The organism is Terrabacter sp. R4-6 (assembly GCF_057529065.1).
Genome location: NZ_CP197224.1, coordinates 2,981,878 through 3,000,347, shown reverse-complemented (window position 1 = coordinate 3,000,347; position 18,470 = coordinate 2,981,878). Strand labels below are relative to the sequence as shown.

Here is an 18,470-nt window from a genome sequence, read left to right as displayed (position 1 = left end):
CCACTGGCTGACACCCCTGGCTGACACCCCTGGCTGACACCACTGACCGACGCGCGGGACGTCAGGCCTGCCGCCCGCCGTGCGCCGCGGTCGTGCGCACCGACTCGGCGACGACGTCGACGAGCTGCCCGGTCCGCGCCAGCATCCTGCGTTGCCGCACGGCCCCGTTGCCCTCCTCGCGCACCCGCGCGAGCCCGTCCTGCACGACGGCGAGGTCGCCCGCCGCCTCCAGTGCCGGGCCGACGTGGTCGAGGAGGGAGTCGAGCACCGACCAGCTCGGCACGGGCAGACCGGTCCGCCAGTCGAGCAGCCGGCCCTCCATGCCATCGCGCCCGGCCTGCCACGTCGCGAGGCGGACCATCGTCGTCGACACGTCAGGGGGCGCCTGGCCCTGTGCCCACTCCTGCGCGGCCGTCTCGACGAGGCCGCGGCACAGGGCGGCGACGACGACGGCCTCCTCGACGGTGAAGCACACGTCGGCGGCCCGGACCTCGACGGTGGGGTAGTGCTGCGCGAGCCGGGCGACGAAGTAGACCATCCCCTCGTCGAGGATCACCGACGACAGCACCATGCCGCGCACGAGCCGGTGGTAGGCGTCGGCCGACCCGAAACAGCTCGTCGGACCCCAGGACGGCCACCTCGCGAGCATCTGGCTCCGGTAGCTCGCGTAGCCGGAGTCCTCGCCGTTCCAGTAGGGCGAGTTCGCACTGAGGGCGAGCAGCGTCGGCAGCCACACGCGGATGCGGTCGAGGACGCCGACCCCCTCCTCGTCGCCGTCGACGGACACGTGGACGTGGCAGCCACAGATCAGGTGCTCGCGGGCGGTCAGCCGGTAGCGCTCCTCCAGCCACGCGTATCGCGGTGACGTCACGGCGATGGGGCGCACGGGCAGCGGCGAGGTGGCGAGGGCAGCGACGCTCGACCCGGTCCCCCGGGCCGCCGCGACGGCCTCCGCCCGCCAGTGCCGCACCTCCGCGCGCAGCGTGTCGAGGTCGCCGGCGGGCGGCGTGTGCGTCTCGATCTGCTGCTGCTGGAACTCCTCCTCGAGGGCTCCGTTCACCCCCGTGCCCGGGAGCTCCGGGTGCCGGCGCGCGGCACGCACGAGCAGCTGCCCCGAGACCGACCGTGGCCGTCCGTCGTGGACGTCGACGAGCAGCATCTCCTCCTCGACACCGAGGGTCCGCACCGTGGCGCTCCTTCCGGGAGCACGACCGAGGACGTGTGCCGTGTGGCTCGCTGCCCGCCGGCGGCGCCGGGTGACACCGACCGCACCGGACGGCATACGCCCGTTGCTCCGCGTCACCAGTGTGGCGTGCGGCCCGCACCCACGGACAGGATCGAAGGTCCCGGATGTCGGAGCGGCGGGAATGAACGACGCCCACGTGCGTTGTCCCTCTTTGTCGCCCCAACGCCAGCAGGAGGATCGTGTCGACCTCGTCCACCTTGGGATTCCGCTCCGAACGCGGGCCGATCCTCATCGCGCTCATGCTGTCGACGTCGCTCATCGCGCTCGACTCGACGATCCTCGCCACGGCGGTCCCCTCCATCGTCGCGGACCTCGGCGGGCTGACCCAGTTCCCGTGGCTCTTCTCGGTCTACCTTCTCGCGCAGGCGGTGTCGGTCCCCGTCTACGCCAAGCTCGCCGACACGGTCGGACGCAAGCCGGTCATCCTCGTCGGCATCGGCCTCTTCCTCATCGGCAGCATCCTCTGCGGGTTCGCCTGGGACATGGGCTCACTCATCGTCATGCGGGCGCTGCAGGGGCTCGGCGCCGGGGCGGTCCTGCCCATGACGACGACCATCGCCGCTGACATCTACACGGTGGCCGAGCGCGCCAAGACCCAGGGCTACATCGCGAGCGTCTGGGCCGTCTCGTCCGTCGTCGGCCCGACGCTCGGCGGCGTCTTCTCCCAGTTCGCCTCGTGGCGCTGGATCTTCTTCGTCAACATCCCGTTCTGCCTGCTCGCCGCCGGCATGATCTGGCGCACGTACGACGAGTCCGTCGAGCGCCGTCGGCACCGCATCGACTACGCCGGGGCGACCGTGCTGACGGTGGCCCTGACGCTGCTCATCCTCGCCGTCCTCGAGGGCGGCCAGGCGTGGGCGTGGGGCTCGTGGCAGAGCATCGGCTCCTTCGCCGTCGGCGGCGTGCTCCTCGTCGTCTTCGGGTTCATCGAGCGTCGGGCGGCCGAACCGATCCTGCCGCTCGAGGTGCTGACCCGACGGCTCATCGTCGCGACGTGCCTCATCGGCATCGGCGTCGGCGCGGTGCTCGTCGGGCTCACCTCCTACGTGCCGACCTTCCTCGAGCGGTCGACGGGTGCCACCCCCATCGTGGCGGGGCTCGCGGTCGCCGCTCTCACCATCGGCTGGCCCATCTCGGCCTCGCAGTCGGGACGGCTCTACATGCGCATCGGGTTCCGCCCGACGGCGCTCATCGGCCTCGTCATCGCGACCCTGGGCGCCCTGGCCCTGTGGCTCACCTCGGCCACCCCGAACGTCTGGGCCACGGCCGCCTCGTGCCTCGTCGTGGGCTTCGGCCTCGGCCTCGTCGCCACGCCGACGCTCATCGCGGCGCAGGCGTCCGTGCCGTGGAACGAGCGCGCCGTCGTCACGGGCACGAACATGTTCATGCGCTCGGTGGGCAGCGCCGTCGGCGTCGCGATCTTCGGCGCCATCGCCAACGCCGTCATCGCCTCCCAGGGCGGCGCAGCCTCGAGCGAGGCGGTGCAGGCCGGGTCGACGGCGGTCTTCCTCGCCGTGCTCGTGGCCGCCGTGCTCACGATCGCCGCGGGGCTGCTCATGCCGCACACCCGCGCCGAGGACGTCGCCCACGGCGGCTCGTCCGACGCCGACTCGAGCGTCGTCACCGAGGCCGAGGCCTCCACGGCCTGAGCCGCAGCCCGGCCAACCCTCGACAGGAGCGAGTAGCGCCCGAGGGCATCGGGTACGTCGCGAGGGACAGAGTCACCGACCCCGACGACGAGGAGAACGCGATGAGCGAGCACGACGACGGCACCCGGAAGGTCGCCGACCTGATCAAGGACATCCGGATCGCGATGCTGACGCACGAGGACTCCAACGGCGTCCTCGTCAGCCACCCGATGGCCACGCAGGAGGTCGAGTTCGACGGCGACGTGCTCTTCGTCGCCGAGCGCGACAGCCACAAGGCCCGCGACATCGCCGCCCAGTCACCCGCGCGGGTCAACGTCGCCTACAGCTCGCAGAGCTCGTGGGTGTCGCTGTCCGGCACGGCGACCATCGTCGACGACAACGCCAAGCTCGCCGAGCTGTGGAACACCTTCACGGGTGCCTGGCTCGAGGGCGGCCCGGAGAACCCCAACAACATCATCATCAAGGTGAGCGCGGACTCGGCAGAGTACTGGGACTCCCCCGGCGCCAAGGTCACGCAGATCGCCAACTTCGTCAAGGCGAAGGTGACGGGCGAGCGGCTCGAGGGCGACAACGAGGTCGTCGACCTCTGACCGCCTGAAGCCGCGTATGCCGCTGGGTCCCCTTCGCGTTGAAGGGGACCCAGCGGCATACGTGCCATTGGACCTCGGTCAGGCAGCACCCTTGACGAGCCGCATGACGGCCCGCTCGAGCGCGTCTCGGTCGCGCACCCGGACGAGCTCACCGAGCTCCAGGCGCGTGCGGTCGGCCTTGGTGAGGCGCGACAGGCTGCGCGCGATGGTGCGGCCGACGGCATACTCGTCGAGGACGCGGGGGTCGACGTAGGAGCTGCGGGCGACCGCAGGTGTGTTGCCGAGGTGCTCGGAGACGACCTTCATCGCGTCCTTCTCGGCGCGCTTGAGCTCGCGCTCGGAGTCGACGGGGCCGGTCCGCGCGAGCGCGACGGCCGCCGTCACGGTGGCCGCCCAGGTGCGGAGGTCCTTGACGGTGTACTCCTCGCCGACGAGCTCCTTGAACGCGACGTTGAGGTCGCTCGAGCGCAGCTCGTGCCAGCCGCTCGTGTCGCGGTAGGCCAGGAGCCGCTCGCCCGGATAGCCACTTCGCTTGAGGGACAGCACGATCCGCGCCAGGAGCTGGTCGGTCATGACGGCCTCGCGGGTGACTCCGGACTTCGCCGGGAACTCGAAGGTGACGTCCTCGCCGCTCACCGTGACGTGCGAGCGCAGCAGCGTCGCGACGCCGTGGGAGCCGTGCTCGGCCTCGTACTCCTCGCCGCCGCTGCGGAAGAGCCCGGCGTCGAGCATCCGCAGACCGGCGGCCGTGACCCGCTTCTTCGTCAGGCCGTTGGTCCGCAGGTCGGCTGCGATCTGCTTGCGCGAGGCCGGCAGCTTGCGCGCCAGCACGAGCACGCGGTCGTGCTTCTCGCGGCCCCGCGCCTCGTGCCACGCCTCGTGGTAGAGGTACTGGCGCCGCCCGGCGTCGTCGGTGCCGACGGCCTGGATGTGGCCGTTGGGGTGCGGGCTGATCCAGACGTCCTGCCAGGCCGGCGGGATGACGAGGGCAGTGACCCGCTCACGCGTCTCGGCGTCGACGGCCTTCCCGTCGGCGTCGACGTAGCTGAAGCCCTTGCCCCGTCGCACGCGACGGATCCCGGGCTTGTCCATGGTGCTCCGGCGCAGTCTCACACCGAGGAGATACCCGCACCGGGTCGTGGGTCAACCGCGCCGGACCGAACCGCACCGAACCGCACCGGACCGCACCGCACCGCACCGGGCCGCGGCGCCGGGCGATGCGCCGGGCCGACGGCTTGTCAGCCGGCGGGGTCGGGACGCACGCCCGCGACCTCGGAGGTCGCATCGGTGGTCTCGCGCGTCGACACCTCGGTGTCGGGACCGTCGGGCGAGGCGACCGGCACCATGTCGGGCACCTTGATCTCCGCCTGACCGGGCGGCAGAGGAGGGTCGGGCGTGACGGGAGGGAAGACCGACCCGTCGCTCTGCAGATGTGATTCGTGAGGGGTCACGTGTCTCATTACCTATCGCCCCGAGTAGGTGGTTGCCGTGCTTCCTCTTCGACCATACCCACCGTTTCCCGAGGCGAACCTGTGTCTTTCGGCGCCAAACCGCTTGACGACGACCGACCCGCCTCCCACTGTGGAGAGGGCGGAGGGGGTGGTGGTCGTGAAGGTCGCGGTCATCGGCGGTGGCCCCACGGGCCTCGTCACGGGGATGGGTCTCGCGCGCCGCGGGCACCAGGTCGTCGCGGTCGACCGTGACCCCGGGCCGCCGGGCGACGGCGGTCACTGGGCCCGGCGCGGGGTCATGCAGTTCCACCACGCGCACGCCTTCCGTCCCCAGGTCGGCGAGGTGCTCCGCGCCGAGTCCCCCGCTGTGTGGGACGCCTGGATGGCGCAGGGTGGCGAACCCGTCGAGCTGCCGCTCGGTGACGGCCGCACGGTGCCCGGCGGGGTGCGCTCGCGCCGCGAGACCTTCGAGCGCGCCGTCCGCGCCGCCGCGCTCGAGCAGGCGGGCCTCGAGGTGCGCATCGGGCACGTCGACGGCGTCACGACGAGCCGGGGCCGCGCCCAGGGCGTCCGCGTCGACGGCGTCGACCTCGAGGCCGACCTCGTCGTCGACGCCTCCGGCCGCTCCGGCCGGGTCAACCGTCACCTCCGCGCCCCGGGGGTCGGCGGTGAGTGCGGCATCGCCTACGTCGACCGGGTCTACCGCCTGCGGCCAGGCGTCGCCCTCCCGCCGATGACGAACGCCATCGCCTGGCAGGGCACCTACGTCGGCTACCTCGTCATCGTCTTCCTCCACGAGAAGGGGATCTTCTCCGCGCTCATCATCCGCTCGACCGGCGACCGCGAGCTCGTGGCGCTGCGCCACACCCGGGCGTTCGAGGCTGCGGCCACCGCGATCCCGGGGCTCCGGGCATGGACCGACCCCGACGTCTCCGAGCCGGTGACCGACGTGCTGCCCGGTGGCCCGCTGCTCAACGTCTACCGCGGTCAGCGCGGCCCTTCAGGCACGCTCGCCCTGCCCGGGCTCGTCTTCGTCGGTGACTCGGTGTGCACGACGACCCCGAACTTCGGCCGGGGCCTGGCCACGTCGCTGACGCAGGTGGGCGAGCTGCTGCGCCTCGTCGACGAGCACGGCGACGACGTCGGGGCGATCGGCGACGAGCTCGACGCGTGGGACGAGGCCCGGATGCGGCCTTGGGTCGAGGACCACATCACGATGGACCACGCCCTCGCCCGCCGCTGGGCCGGTGACGACATCGACCTGTCCGCCCGGCTGCCGTCCGACGTCATCATGATGGCCGCAGCGCAGGACCCGTCGATCGGTGCGGGCATCGGGCCCTACGTCTCGATGCAGGCTCTCCCGTCCTCGCTCGATGCCGTCGAGGACCGGGCCCGCGCCGTCTACCGCACCGGCTGGCGCCCGCCGCCCGACCCCGGCCCCTCCCGCGACGAGCTCGCCGAGGTCGTGGCTGCCGCCGCCCCCGCCTGAGCTCAGCGGGTGAGGACGCCGACGCGGCCCTGCTCGCCGGACGCCCAGCAGGCGCCGTCGTGCGTGCACTCGACCGAGTCGAAGCTGCCGGCGTCGAACGTCGACCACGTGCGGCCGCCGTCGGTCGAGACGTCCGAGCCCGAGGGTCCCACCGCCAGAACGGTGCGCGCCGTGCGCGCCACCCACGCCGACCCGGACCGGTATCCCGACGGGTTGGTCGTCGACTTCGTCCAGGTGCGCCCGCCGTCGGTGGTCCAGGCCGCGTTGTCGACCGCGGCCGTCGGAGCGGCGAAGTCACCACCGACGACGACGCCGCGTCGGGCGTCGCGGAAGCTGACCGAGAAGATGCCGGCCGACCCACCGCCCGCGACGGGGCTGTCGGCGACCGTCCACGTGCGGCCGTGGTCGGCCGAGGTGAAGACGCGCGCCGGGTCGACGCCGCCGCTCACGAGGTACGCGCGACCGCCGACACCCGCGGAGAGACAGGTCCCCGACGCCGCGAAGGCGAACTCGCCCGCATGGGCCGCCGGCATCCCGGCCGGGTCGACGAGCGACCACGAGCGGCCACCGTCGGAGGTCTCGACGAGCCGGAACCTCCCGTCGACGGGGTCGCTCATCGCCAGACCGCGTCGCGGCGAGCTGAACGCCATGCAGTCGTAGAACGCGGCCGGGTCGCTGTTGCGGAAGCTCTCGGTCCAGCTCGCACCACCGTCGTCGGTGACGAGGATGCGGGAGTCCTCCCCCTCCCCGATCGACAGGATGACGGCGTGCTGCGCGTCGACCGCTTCGATGTCGCGGAACTGCAGCGCCTCGGTGTCGAGCCCCTGGGGGCTGACGTCGCCCCACGTCCTGCCACCGTCGGTGGTGCGCAGCACGGTGCCGTTGGTGCCGCTCACCCACGCCACGCGTCGCGAGACGGGCGCGAGCCCGCGGAAGCGCTCGGTCGTGCCGGTCGGAGTCACGGTCCAGCCGTATGCCGTCACCCCGGCCCCCGCGGGAGCGTCACGTCCCACGGCACCGGGCGACACGGCATACGCAGTGGTCGCGGAGGCGACGAGCGCGGTGGTGGCGGCTGCGAGCAGGACGGATCGCGTCGGGAGTCTCATGCCTCCCGAAACTAGACCCGATCGGGCCGGTCGGCGCGCTCAGCGGCCGGTGCCGCCGTAGACGATGGCGTCCTCGGTCGAGTCGAGGCCGAAGGCGGTGTGCACGGCGCGGACGGCCTCGTCGAGGTCCTCGGCGCGGGTCACGGCCGAGACGCGGATCTCGGAGGTCGAGATCATCTCGATGTTGATGCCGGCCTCGGCGAGCGCACCGAAGAACTTCGCCGAGACGCCGGGGTGGCTCTTCATGCCCGCGCCGACGAGCGCGATCTTGCCGACGCCGTCGTCGAAGCGGAGGTCGGCGTACTCGACCTCGTGCTTGATCGACTGGAGCACCGACATCGCCTTGGGCCCGTCGGCCTTGGGCAGCGTGAAGGAGATGTCGGTCTTGGCCGTCTCGGCCGCCGACACGTTCTGCACGATCATGTCGATGTTGAGGCCGGCCTCGGCGATGGCCCCGAAGATCTTGGCCGCGATGCCGACCCGGTCGGGCACGCCGACGATCGTGATCTTGGCCTCGCTGCGGTCGTGGGCGATGCCGGCGATGATCGGTGCCTCCACGGCGCCTTCTCCTTCGTAGGGGTTGTCCTTGATCCACGTGCCGGGCTTCCGCGACCACGACGAGCGCACGTGGATCGGGATGCCGTAGCGGCGGGCGTACTCGACGCAGCGCAGGTGCAGGATCTTGCTGCCGTTGGCGGCGAGGTCGAGCATCTCCTCCATCGAGAGCACGTCGAGCTTGCGGGCGTTGGGCAGCACGCGCGGGTCGGCCGTGAAGACGCCGTCGACGTCGGTGTAGATCTCGCAGACCTCGGCCCCGAGGGCCGCGGCGAGCGCCACGGCCGTCGTGTCGGAGCCGCCGCGACCGAGGGTCGTGATGTCCTTCGTCGTCTGGCTGACGCCCTGGAAGCCGGCGACGATGGCGATGTGGCCGGCGTCGAGCGCGCTCTGGATGCGGCCGGGGGTCACGTCGATGATGCGGGCGGCGCCGTGAGCGTCGTCGGTGATGACGCCCGCCTGGCTGCCGGTGAAGGAGCGTGCCTCGGCGCCGAGCTGGGCGATGGCCATCGCGACGAGCGCCATCGAGATGCGCTCGCCCGACGTCAGCAGCATGTCGAGCTCGCGCGCGGGCGGGGCCGGCGTGACCTGCTCGGCGAGGTCCATCAGCTCGTCGGTCGTGTCGCCCATCGCGGAGACGACGACGCAGACGGAGTGTCCGGCGCGCTGCGTCTCGACGATGCGCCGGGCCACGCGCTTGATGGCCTCGGCGTCGGCAACGGACGACCCGCCGTACTTCTGGACGACGATGCTCACACTGGCTCCGGATCTCCTCGGTGGTCTGGGGCGGGTCCGAGTCTAGGCTCGCCCGCGGAACGTCCACCGGGGCGTCGCGATGGTGAGATGTGCGCCGATTCGTCCCGTGCGCCGCACGTTCTTGCGCGGACTAGGGGTGCAGCGCGTCGAACTCCGCCTCGCCCACGGCCTCCTCGTCGGCGTCGAGGCGCAGGTGGGCGAGGATCGAGTGGAGGGAGCGGAGGGCCATCATCCCGCGGTCGCCCCAGTGGGACAGGTAGCCGAACTGCCACCACCACAGCGCCTCGAGCCTCCGGCCCGCTGCGTAGTGCTTGAGACCATGGCTCAGCGAGACCGCCACGTCGACGAGGTCGTTGGTGATCGAGCCGTCGGCCCGGTCCGACGAGGTGATGGGGTCGATGACGTAGACGTAGTCGTCGATCCCGGCGAAGACGTTGGCGAGGCCCGTGCGCAGCGGGTCCGAGTCGTCGTCGGTCGCGTCGGGCTCGAAGCGCTCCTCCGGCACGACGTCCTGGATCGCGCCGAGCCGCGCACCGGCGACGAGCACCTGGGAGAGGGCCAGCGTCAGCAGCGGTAGCGCCGTCTCGGGCGAGCTGCCCGAGGCGACCTCCGTGACCGAGGTGAGGAAGGCGCTCGCCTCCGCAGCGGTCAGGTCGGCGAGACCCGACAGGTCGTCGATCTCGCTCGTGCGGCCCTCGTCCAGCGGCTCGTCAGTCATGTCCCCCAGCATGCCGTATGCCGTGTCGCCCGGATCCCCCCGGAGCCCCCCGGAACCGCCGGAACCGCCCGGACGCCAGCGCCACCCCCTCGTGCACTCGAGTGAGCGCCCAGCGCCACACGAGTGGCCCCGTCGTCCCACCAGCCTCACGCCCCCCGGCGCCCGACCCGTCGAGTGGCCTCCCCGCCCCACCAGCCCCACGCCCCCCGGCGCCCACCCCGTCGAGTGGCCTCCCCGCCCCACCAGCCCCACGATCGGGCGTGTGACGACGGGGCCACTCGACCGGGGGTGGTGGCTCGGGGACGGGACGACGGGGCCACTCGACGGGTGAGAGTGGCCGGACGGCATACGTCCTCGGTGGTTGACCGCCGTCGGGTGGGTCAGGCGTCGACGCGGCGGCGGCCCTCGAAGGCCCGCCCGAGGGTCACCTCGTCGGCGTACTCGAGGTCGCCGCCGACGGGCAGACCCGACGCGAGGCGGGTCACGGTGAGGCCGACGTCGCGCAGGAGGCGGCTGAGGTAGGTCGCCGTGGCCTCGCCCTCGAGGTTGGGGTCGGTCGCGATGATGACCTCCTGCACCTCACCGGAGGCGAGGCGCACCATCAGCTCGCGCACGCGCAGGTCGTCGGGACCGATGCCGTCGATGGGGCTGATCGCGCCGCCGAGCACGTGGTAGGTGCCCCGGAACTCACGGGTGCGCTCGATGGCGACGACGTCCTTGGGCTCCTCGACGACGCAGATGGCCGTCTGGTCGCGCCGGGGATCGGCGCAGATGCGGCACCTCTCGGCCTCGGCGACGTTGCCGCACTGCTCGCAGAAGCGGACCCGGGCCTTGACCTCGGTCAGCGCCGTGACGAGCCGCGTCACGTCGTCGGAGTCGGTCTGGAGCAGGTGGAAGGCGATGCGCTGGGCGCTCTTGGGACCGACCCCGGGGAGTCGTCCGAGCTCGTCGATCAGGTCCTGCACCGCGCCTTCGTACACACCGCAACACTAAGCCCCGCAATCGCCTGCTGCGGACCGCCGCTCCGGTCTAGCGTGACGAAGGACCGTCAGGGGACGACGTGACGAGCGGGGTGGCGGAGTGGGTGTAGCAGTGGGGTGTCGGAGTGGCTGACCAGGAGCACGACCGGACGGTGTCCCGTCGCAGCGAGCGGATCCAGGGCGCCGCGCCCTTCCGGATGATGTTCGGCTTCCGGATGCACTCCGGGTATGCGGAGCGCCGGCTCGAGCCCGGGGTCCTCGACTTCACGTTCGGCGACCCGCACGAGCTGCAGATGCCGGCCTACGTCGACGCCCTGCGCGAGGCGGCGCTGCCGCGGGACGAGTTGTGGTTCGCCTACAAGCAGAGCGAGGTCGCGGCCCAGGCAGCGGCCGCCGCCTCGCTCGAGCGGGTCGTCGCCCTCGGCTGGGGCGCCGACGACGTCCGCATGACGACCGGTGGCTTCGGCGCGATCACGGTCGCGATGAAGGTGCTCGCCGACCCCGGCGAGGAGGTCGTCTACACCCTGCCGCCGTGGTTCCTCTACGAGCCGCTCGCCCTCGAGGCCGGGCTCGTGCCGGTCAAGGTCCCGGCGCTCCAGCCGAGCTTCGACCTCGACCTCGACGCCATCGCCGCGGCCATCACGCCGCGCACGCGCATCGTCGTCGTCAACACCCCGAACAACCCGTCGGGGCGCATCTACCCACCCGACCTGTTGCGCCGCCTCGCCACCCTGCTCGAGGAGGAATCGTCTCGACACGGGCGGCGCATTTGGATCGTCTCGGACGAGCCGTACAACCGGATCGTCTTCTCCGGCAGCGAGTTCCACAGCCCGGCCGAGTTCTACCCGCACACGCTCATCTGCTACTCCTACGGCAAGACGTTGCTCGCTCCCGGTCAGCGACTCGGCTACCTCGCCGTCCCACCGGCCGTCGAGGACCGCTCGGCGCTGCTCGAGGCGATCGAGATGATGCAGATCGCGGCCGGGTGGCTCTTCCCCAACGCCGTCATGCAGCATGCGACGCCCCGGCTCGAGGAGCTCTCGCTCGACCTCGCGCAGCTCGAGGTGAAGCGCGACCGGCTCGTCGACGCCCTGCTGGGGATGGGCTACGAGCTGACGCCTCCGGACGGCACGTTCTACCTCTGGCCGCGCTCGCCGGTCCCCGACGACGAGGCGTTCGTCGACGACCTGTCGCGGCGCGGCGTGCTCGTCATGCCGGGGGCGCTGTTCGAGACGCCCGGCTGGTTCCGGATCTGCCTCACGGCGACGGCCGAGTCCGTCGAGGCATCGCTGCCGCACTTCCGTGACGCCTTCGAGGCCACCCGCCCCTGAGGCGCCGCGCGCATCGGCTCGGGTCAGTCGGCGAGCGTCGCCGACCAACGCTCCTCGATGCGCCCGAGGCGCCAGACGGCGAGCGCCACGACCCACGTGAGGACGAAGAGCCCGACGATCCAGAAGCCGACGTCGCCGAGGTCGATCGAGCCGACCCACGCGACCGGTCCCGTCGTGACCTCGAGCTTCTCGGCGAGCAGCCCGACGAGCTCGATGACGCCGATGAGCAGGGCGACGGCCACCGACAGCGACGTGACGGTGATGTTGTAGAAGATCTTGCGCACCGGACGGTTGAACGCCCAGCCGTAGGCGACGGTCATGAAGGACCCGTCGAGGCTGTCGAGGAGGGACATGCCCGCGGCGAAGAGCACAGGAAGGGTGAGGACGGCATACCAGGGCAGGTCGGCCGCGGCGGCGCCGCCGGCGATGACGAGCAGCCCCACCTCGGTCACCGTGTCGAAGCCGAGGCCGAAGAGCAGCCCGACCGGGTACATGTGCCACGGCTTGCGCACGGCCCGCGTGACGCGGCCGAGGACGCGGGTGAGGAAGCCGCGCTTGTCGAGCTGCCGTTCGAGCTCGGCCTCGTCGTAGTGGCCCGAGCGCATCCGCCGGAAGACCTTGAGGATGCCGACGAGCGCCGCGAGGTTGATGAGGCCGATGAGGACGAGGAAGACACCCGAGACCGTGGTGCCCCAGACGCCCGTCACCTGCTGGAGCGCCGAGCCGTCGTCCTCGAGCGCGCCGGCGAGGGCCCGGATGCCGAGGGCCACGAGCATGACCATGGCGAAGACGACCGACGAGTGGCCGAGGCTGAACCAGAAGCCCACGCTCATCGCCTGCCGTCCGTCGGCGAGCAGCTTGCGCGTCGTGTTGTCGATGGCGGCGATGTGGTCGGCGTCGAAGGCGTGACGCATCCCGAGGGTGTAGGCCGTGACGCCGATACCGACGCCGAAGAGCTGGCCGCCGACGCGGTACTCCGCGGGGGCCACGACGAGGACGAGCAGCCCCCAGCCGACGACGTGGAGCAGCGTCACGAAGGCTGCCATCCCGACGAGGCTGCGCCGCTCGTCCCGGGAGAGCCGTCGACGCACCGCCGACCGCGGGCGCGCGCCCGAGCTCGGGCGCGAGGACGTCAGGGTCACGGGCCCACGCTAGATGCGACTAGGTCGCATCTGCAACGCCGACCTCATCCGGGCGAGCCGGGCCGGCGGGCGGCGGGCTCAGACGGCGGGCTCACAGGGCGGGCTCGCCGCCCGGCACCTCGTTGTACGTCTCGACCCGCTCCTGGCCGCTCAGCCCGGCGATGGCCTCCATGACGCGGTCGGTCAGCTGCCGCCGCGCCTTGCCTGCGGGCACCCCGGCATACTCCTCGACGCCGATCGGCTCACCGAAGCGCACCGTCACCTTCGCGAGCCGCGGGAAGCGCGCCCCGACCGGCTGGATGTCCTCGGTCCCGATGAGCCCGACCGGTACGACGGGGACCTGGGCGGTGAGCGCGAGCCACGCCACGCCCGTACGCCCGCGGTAGAGGCGGCCGTCCCGGGAACGCGTGCCCTCGGGGTAGATGCCGAACGCGTCGCCCGCCTTGAGCACCTCGAGGGCCGCGTCCAGGCTCTCCTGCGCTGCGGTCGGCGAGTGCCGGTTCACGGGCACCATCCCGACCGCGCTGAAGAAGCCCTTGCGCACGAAGCCGCCGACGCCGGTGCCCGTCCAGTACTCCTCCTTGGCGAGGAAGCGCACCTGCCTCGGCGAGGCGAGCGGGATCGCGAAGGAGTCGATGAACGACAGGTGGTTGCTCGCGACGACGACGCCACCCTCGCGCGGGATGTTCTCCTTGCCCTCGATCGTGGGCCGGTACAGCGCATGGGACAGCGGGTACAGGAGGTTGCGCCCGAGGCTGTAGAACATGGGCCACAGCCTAGGGCCGGTGTGAGTGCGTCGGGGTGGCGCGCCCACGCCACCCCGACGGTCTCTCACCCCTTGGTATGCGTTCGGCTCGCCCCGAGCCGAGCGGCCCGGGAGGTCACGGGGTGACCGTCCCGCTCGTGCACCGGACGCTCGTCCCGTCGAAGGACGGGCTCGTCGTCTCGGCGCAGTTGGTCCACGGCCCGGCACTGAGCGCCTTCGCGTCGAACGCGACCGTGTGGGCGCCACTGACGCCGGCCGTGCTCCCGATGACGAGCTGGGTCCCCTCGGAGGGCAGCGTCCCGACGCCGTTGACGTAGGCGTTCTGGCCGCGTGAGCCGGAGTTGTTCTCCGCGCCGACGGAGAGGAACCCGCCGTCACCGTTGCCCTGGATCGTGCCGAACGCGTACGACACGTCCGTGGCCGGGTGGGCGTCCCCGTCGACGCCGATCCAGATCTCGAAGCTGGCCAGACGTGGCTGGCTGAACTCCCGGACGCCCGCCCAGTCGACGACGATCCACGTGTCGGAGCCGTCGGTCAGGGTGCCGATGCGGACGGCGCCTGCAGCCGCCGGGTTGAGGTCGGTCCAGAACGCCGCCAGGACGTTGTTCGGCACGGTCGGGTCGGGGAAGGTCTGGTTGTTGATCGAGTTGTCGGCTCCCCCAGCGCCACCGACGACGACGTAGCCGTTGCTCGATACCCCGAGGCTGGTGTAGGTGACCCCGCCGAAGGTGAAGCCGGGCACGTTGAAGTTGGTGATGGTGTCGTCACCGACGCCGGCGATCGGGGAGATGCCGAAAACCGACAGCGGGAGGTAGCCCCCGGCGGGGGATGATCCCGGCGAGACCGTGACGTTCGGTGGCGAGGTGGCCGGAACGGTCCCGGCGAAGGTCACCGTGTTGCCCGACAGGGTCCCGCCCGTCACCGAGGCGTCTACGACGTCGAGGCGCGACGGCACCTTGTCGACGATGGTGACAGGAGCGTCGACGAAGGTCGGGTTGGTCGCCGTGATCGTGCACGCGGTGCTTGCGCCCACGGCCAGCGTCTGCGGGGTGCAGGTCTTCGCGACGGGCATCGGCGCCTGCCCGCGCACGACGGTGACCGGGAAGACGATGCGGTGACCTGGGGTGTCCGACAGCGTGACCTGCGCATGACGGACGGCACCGTCGGCGAGGCCCACGCCGTCGACCGCGATCGAGAAGGACGCGTCGCCGTTGGCCGGGAGCGTGAGCGACGAGGGCACCGTGACCTTGAGGTCGGACGGCGCCGAGACGCTCAGCTTCCACTTCGCCGCCTTGCCCGTCTCGTTGTGCAGGGAGCGCTGGACGGTGATCCGACCCGGCATCGACGGGACGTAGAGGCTGGGATAGTTGGCTTTCCACAGTTGCGTGCTCAACGCGATGTAGTCGGCCCCGCTCTCGTCGAACGTGGCTCCCGGGTCACCGGCCTTGTTGAGGCGAACGCGGCCGGAGCCACGGTCGAACGGCGTCGTCGGTGAGACGCCGTCGTTGTTGACGACGTCGGTGGTCGCGGTCGTCATGAGCGCCGACTTGATCTGTCCAGGCGTCCACGCGGGGTGCAGCGCCGCGAGCAGCGCGCCGCTGCCGGCCACGTGAGGGCTCGACATCGACGTGCCGGCGATGCTCTGGAAGAGCTGTCCGGGAGGCCCGCCGGCCGCTGTCGCCGCCGCCGGGGTGTTGGCCGCGAGGATCTGGAGGCCGGGCGCGGTCACGTCGGGCTTGCTGACGCCGAGCGACTGGCCGGCACCTCCACGGGAGCTGAAGGCCGTCATCTCGTCGCCCTGCACGGTGCGCGAGGTCGGGTCGGCCCACTGCGCGGTGACCCCCGGGTGCGCGGCGAGGAACGCGAGCAGCGTCGCCCCGGCCGTGTTCTCGAGGTGCACGGTCGGCACCCAGTGGTTGTCGGTGAACTGGTTGAGCCGGGTGCCGTTGTAGAGCAGCATGCCGGCACCGCCACCGTCCGCCACCACCTTGCTCTTGAGGATCCGGCCCGGACCGCGCTGGCACACGACGATCTTGCCGGTCGCGGCGCCGGCAGGGATGGGTGTCGTGCAGAGGGCGTCGGAGCCGACGGACGTCGCGAGCACGACGGGGGTCGGGCTGCCGATGCCCGGTGTCACCGAGGAGCCCACGAGGGACGCCGTGGCGCCGTCGGTCGAGGCGAGCACGACGGTCGACTGGAAGTGCCGACTGGACGTGCTGGCGCCCACGGTGGTCACCCAGGGCCCGCGGTGGTCGACGGTGTCGGCCCCGGGTCCGGAGTTGCCGGCGGAGGCCGAGACGAAGATGCCCGCGTTGTAGGCGTCGAGGAAGGCGAGCTCGACCGCGTCGGCGTAGGGGTTGCCGCCACCGCTGATGGAGAAGTTGATGACGTCGACGTTGTCGGTGACGGCCTTCTGGACCGCCGCGACCGAGTCGCTCTGGTAGCAGCCCTGGTCACCGCAGACCTTGTAGGCCATGACCTGCGACCGCGGCGCGATGCCGCTCACGACACCGCGCGCCAATCCGAAGATGCTCGCGGCCACGCTGCGGTTGCCGGCCGAGGTGCTCGCCGTGTGCGAGCCGTGCCCGTTGTCGTCGCGGGCCGTCGTGAACTCCGACGGCAGCAGCCCGACCAGGGCGTCGTACGTGGCCATGAAGCGGTCTCCGCCGATGAGCTTGTTGTTGCACGAGAAGGCCGGTCCGGGGTTGGCACCGCCGGAGAACTCGCAGGCACGGGTCCCCGACAGCGTGGGCTTCGGGGCGGCATACGCCTTGCCGGCGGGGTCGGGGTCCGAGAAGGACGGGTGCTCGGGCCACACGCCGCTGTCGAGGACGCCGACGATGACACCCTCCCCGGCCTTCGACTGCCCACCCAGGCTCGACCACAGGGCGCCGGCGCCGATGAAGCCCGGCGACACGTCGGTCTGGACCTGCTCGAGCCGGTCCGGGAGCACGGAGGCGACCCCCGGGGTCGTGCTGAGGGCCGCGACCTCGTCGGGACGCACGAGCATCGAGACGCCTCCGAAGACGAGGTCGTAGCGGCTGACGACGCGCCCGCTCGGTGCGGCGGCGCGAGCGGCGCGCTCGAAGCTCGCCTGCTGCTGCCTGAGGTGAGCCCGGTACCGCGCACTCGCGCCCGACGTCGGGTTGAACGGCCGGCCGGTCGCCTTCGCGCTCGTGGCCGGGAAGCCGGGCAGGTGCCCGTCGTAGCTGACGACCGGCTGGTCGTCGAGCTTGACGAGCACCGACACGAGGCCGGCGGCGGTCGCCCCCGGCTTCGCCGCCTTGCTCAGGTCGGACGAGATGGTCGAGGTCGGATGGAGGGCCTCGGCGGTGAACCGGCCCGGGTCGGGCTGGTTCTCGCCGGCCGAGGTCGGTCCCCCGGCGCTCAGGGCGGCGAGCACGACGGCCGCCGTCGATCCGACAACAGCAAAGGAACGGGAGATGTGGGTCATGGTGGCTCTTCGGCGACGACGGACTCCCTTGCCCCCGACGAACCAACGGTAGGGACGGCGAGGGCGGCTGTCCTCGGTTTCGACGAGGTCTCCGCGCGACCGGCTCGAACGTCACCGATGAGTCATGACTTGAGCCGAAAAGGTATGCCGTGTCGTCCCATTCGCTGAACTGGCCCAGCGTCAGGCGCGGGCGCGCACCGCCCAGGCGGTGGCCATGACGTAGAAGGGCGGGTCGGGCAGGAGCTCGCGGCAGTGCTCGCGCAGGCGAATCCGGCCGACCTCGTCAAGGCTCTGCACGTGCGCACCGGCCGGACCGACGCCGAGCGTGTAGGGGTCCCACCAGTCCTCGAAGGTGGGGTGTCGCACCGTGATCGTGAGGGCGGTGTCCTCGATCTGGTTGAGGCCGGCCACGTCGCAGAGCTCGGCCAGCTCGCCCTCGCGGACCCCACTCATCCCCGACTCGTCGTCGACGTCCGGGTCGAGGTCGCGGGCTGCCCGCCAGAACGCGGCGAGCGGGGCACCGCCGCCGGCGAGGTCCCAGACGCAGGCCGAGACCGTCCCGCCCGGGCGCGTGACCCGCGCCATCTCGTGCAGCCCGAGGACCGGGTCGGTCATGAAGCTGACGACGAGCTGGGCGAGCGCGTGGTCGAAGAGGTCGTCGGGGTAGGGCAGCTGCTCGGCAGTCCCCGTCTGCACGTCGAGGGTCGGGAACGACTGGCGCAGGGCGGCGAGCAGCTGCTGCGACGGGTCGACGGCCGAGACGCCCTCGACGCCCAGCCGGTCGATGAGCACCCGCGTCAGGGCGCCCGTCCCGCAGCCCACGTCGATCGCCCGGCCCGGTCCGGCAACACCGGACCAGTCGGCGAATCGTGTGGCGAGCGGCCCCGAGTAACGCCCCATGAAGCGGTTGTAGGCGTCCGCCGCAACCTCGAAGGTCACGTCCCGACGCTACCCCCGGAGGCGGGCGGCCCACGCCTGAATGGAGATTGTCCTAGCCGGGTGATGGGGATTGGCCCAGACGCCAGCGGCCGAAGCGACCGGCGGCGGCCATGGCCTCGCGGGTCGACCTCCCGGTGCGCCTGCCGGTCATCGTGCGGGCCGAGCTCGACCCGGTCCTCGTCGCCGCCCTCCCGGCCCTGGCCCGAGCCCTCGGCCTGCGCCGCCGCACCCCGTGACCCCACCCCCTCGAGTGAGCACCCGACCCCACTCGAGTGGCCCCGCAGTCACACCTGTCACT

The 18,470-nt window shown here is 71.9% G+C and carries 16 protein-coding genes; 5 read left to right on the top strand and 11 right to left on the bottom strand.

Annotated features, from left to right (window positions below):
• Positions 1-61 precede the first annotated feature (61 nt).
• A complete protein-coding gene (locus tag ACSSS0_RS14040) occupies positions 62-1,186 on the bottom strand; it encodes a glutamate--cysteine ligase (RefSeq protein ID WP_487228466.1) in 1,125 nt (374 codons plus the stop codon).
• A 299-nt stretch (positions 1,187-1,485) separates the two neighbouring features.
• Here ACSSS0_RS14040 and ACSSS0_RS14035 point away from each other — a divergent pair, with 299 nt between their 5' ends.
• Positions 1,486-2,895, top strand: a complete 1,410-nt coding sequence (locus tag ACSSS0_RS14035; RefSeq protein ID WP_487231208.1) for an MDR family MFS transporter — start codon at positions 1,486-1,488, stop codon at positions 2,893-2,895.
• A 101-nt stretch (positions 2,896-2,996) separates the two neighbouring features.
• A complete protein-coding gene (locus ACSSS0_RS14030) occupies positions 2,997-3,485 on the top strand; it encodes a pyridoxamine 5'-phosphate oxidase family protein (RefSeq protein WP_487228465.1) in 489 nt (162 codons plus the stop codon).
• Between the two features lie 78 nt (positions 3,486-3,563).
• Here ACSSS0_RS14030 and ACSSS0_RS14025 read toward each other — a convergent pair whose 3' ends face one another.
• Together ACSSS0_RS14025 and ACSSS0_RS14020 are read right to left on the bottom strand one after the other, a co-directional pair.
• Complete coding sequence (locus tag ACSSS0_RS14025) at positions 3,564-4,577, bottom strand: DNA topoisomerase IB (RefSeq protein WP_435987324.1); 1,014 nt, start codon at positions 4,575-4,577, stop codon at positions 3,564-3,566.
• Between the two features lie 146 nt (positions 4,578-4,723).
• Complete coding sequence (locus tag ACSSS0_RS14020; protein WP_435987325.1) at positions 4,724-4,936, bottom strand: hypothetical protein; 213 nt, start codon at positions 4,934-4,936, stop codon at positions 4,724-4,726.
• 157 nt (positions 4,937-5,093) lie between these two features.
• Between ACSSS0_RS14020 and ACSSS0_RS14015 the strand changes: the two genes are divergently transcribed.
• On the top strand, positions 5,094-6,425 hold the full coding sequence (locus ACSSS0_RS14015) for an FAD-dependent oxidoreductase (RefSeq protein WP_487228464.1): 1,332 nt from the start codon (positions 5,094-5,096) through the stop codon (positions 6,423-6,425).
• 2 nt (positions 6,426-6,427) lie between these two features.
• Here ACSSS0_RS14015 and ACSSS0_RS14010 read toward each other — a convergent pair whose 3' ends face one another.
• From ACSSS0_RS14010 to recR, 4 genes are all read right to left on the bottom strand, one after another.
• Complete coding sequence (locus ACSSS0_RS14010) at positions 6,428-7,531, bottom strand: WD40/YVTN/BNR-like repeat-containing protein (RefSeq protein ID WP_487228463.1); 1,104 nt, start codon at positions 7,529-7,531, stop codon at positions 6,428-6,430.
• Positions 7,532-7,570: 39 nt separating this feature from the next.
• On the bottom strand, positions 7,571-8,842 hold the full coding sequence (locus ACSSS0_RS14005) for an aspartate kinase (RefSeq protein ID WP_435987327.1): 1,272 nt from the start codon (positions 8,840-8,842) through the stop codon (positions 7,571-7,573).
• Between the two features lie 130 nt (positions 8,843-8,972).
• A complete protein-coding gene (locus ACSSS0_RS14000) occupies positions 8,973-9,560 on the bottom strand; it encodes a DUF5063 domain-containing protein (protein WP_487228462.1) in 588 nt (195 codons plus the stop codon).
• A gap of 380 nt (positions 9,561-9,940) precedes the next feature.
• Positions 9,941-10,540, bottom strand: coding sequence for a recombination mediator RecR (gene recR / locus ACSSS0_RS13995; protein ID WP_020145767.1), 600 nt, complete (start codon positions 10,538-10,540; stop codon positions 9,941-9,943).
• Between the two features lie 125 nt (positions 10,541-10,665).
• Between recR and ACSSS0_RS13990 the strand changes: the two genes are divergently transcribed.
• Positions 10,666-11,871, top strand: a complete 1,206-nt coding sequence (locus ACSSS0_RS13990; RefSeq protein ID WP_487228461.1) for an aminotransferase class I/II-fold pyridoxal phosphate-dependent enzyme — start codon at positions 10,666-10,668, stop codon at positions 11,869-11,871.
• A gap of 23 nt (positions 11,872-11,894) precedes the next feature.
• Here the strand turns inward: ACSSS0_RS13990 and nicT are convergent, their stop codons facing one another.
• From nicT to ACSSS0_RS13970, 4 genes are all read right to left on the bottom strand, one after another.
• Positions 11,895-13,013 (bottom strand): Nickel transporter NicT, encoded by a 1,119-nt coding sequence (nicT, locus tag ACSSS0_RS13985; RefSeq protein WP_487228460.1) that lies wholly within the window; start codon positions 13,011-13,013, stop codon positions 11,895-11,897.
• A gap of 91 nt (positions 13,014-13,104) precedes the next feature.
• On the bottom strand, positions 13,105-13,779 hold the full coding sequence (locus ACSSS0_RS13980) for a lysophospholipid acyltransferase family protein (protein ID WP_435987331.1): 675 nt from the start codon (positions 13,777-13,779) through the stop codon (positions 13,105-13,107).
• Positions 13,780-13,894: 115 nt separating this feature from the next.
• Positions 13,895-17,233 carry a S8 family serine peptidase gene (locus ACSSS0_RS13975; protein ID WP_487228459.1) on the bottom strand — a complete coding sequence of 1,113 codons (3,339 nt, stop codon included), beginning with the start codon at positions 17,231-17,233 and terminating at the stop codon, positions 13,895-13,897.
• A 180-nt stretch (positions 17,234-17,413) separates the two neighbouring features.
• Positions 17,414-18,172 carry a class I SAM-dependent methyltransferase gene (locus tag ACSSS0_RS13970; RefSeq protein WP_487228458.1) on the bottom strand — a complete coding sequence of 253 codons (759 nt, stop codon included), beginning with the start codon at positions 18,170-18,172 and terminating at the stop codon, positions 17,414-17,416.
• Positions 18,173-18,282: 110 nt separating this feature from the next.
• Between ACSSS0_RS13970 and ACSSS0_RS13965 the strand changes: the two genes are divergently transcribed.
• Positions 18,283-18,408: a hypothetical protein gene (locus ACSSS0_RS13965; protein WP_487228457.1), complete on the top strand. Its 126-nt coding sequence runs from the start codon at positions 18,283-18,285 to the stop codon at positions 18,406-18,408.
• The last annotated feature ends 62 nt before the right edge of the window (positions 18,409-18,470 follow it).

Coding starts and splice junctions, on each gene's coding strand:
- ACSSS0_RS14035 (WP_487231208.1), top strand. CDS start 1,486: ATGCTGTCGACGTCGCTCATCGCGCTCGACTCGACGATCCTCGCCACG.
- ACSSS0_RS13975 (WP_487228459.1), bottom strand. CDS start 17,233: ATGACCCACATCTCCCGTTCCTTTGCTGTTGTCGGATCGACGGCGGCC.
- ACSSS0_RS14010 (WP_487228463.1), bottom strand. CDS start 7,531: ATGAGACTCCCGACGCGATCCGTCCTGCTCGCAGCCGCCACCACCGCG.
- ACSSS0_RS14030 (WP_487228465.1), top strand. CDS start 2,997: ATGAGCGAGCACGACGACGGCACCCGGAAGGTCGCCGACCTGATCAAG.
- ACSSS0_RS14000 (WP_487228462.1), bottom strand. CDS start 9,560: ATGACTGACGAGCCGCTGGACGAGGGCCGCACGAGCGAGATCGACGAC.
- ACSSS0_RS14025 (WP_435987324.1), bottom strand. CDS start 4,577: ATGGACAAGCCCGGGATCCGTCGCGTGCGACGGGGCAAGGGCTTCAGC.
- ACSSS0_RS13965 (WP_487228457.1), top strand. CDS start 18,283: ATGGCCTCGCGGGTCGACCTCCCGGTGCGCCTGCCGGTCATCGTGCGG.
- ACSSS0_RS13980 (WP_435987331.1), bottom strand. CDS start 13,779: ATGTTCTACAGCCTCGGGCGCAACCTCCTGTACCCGCTGTCCCATGCG.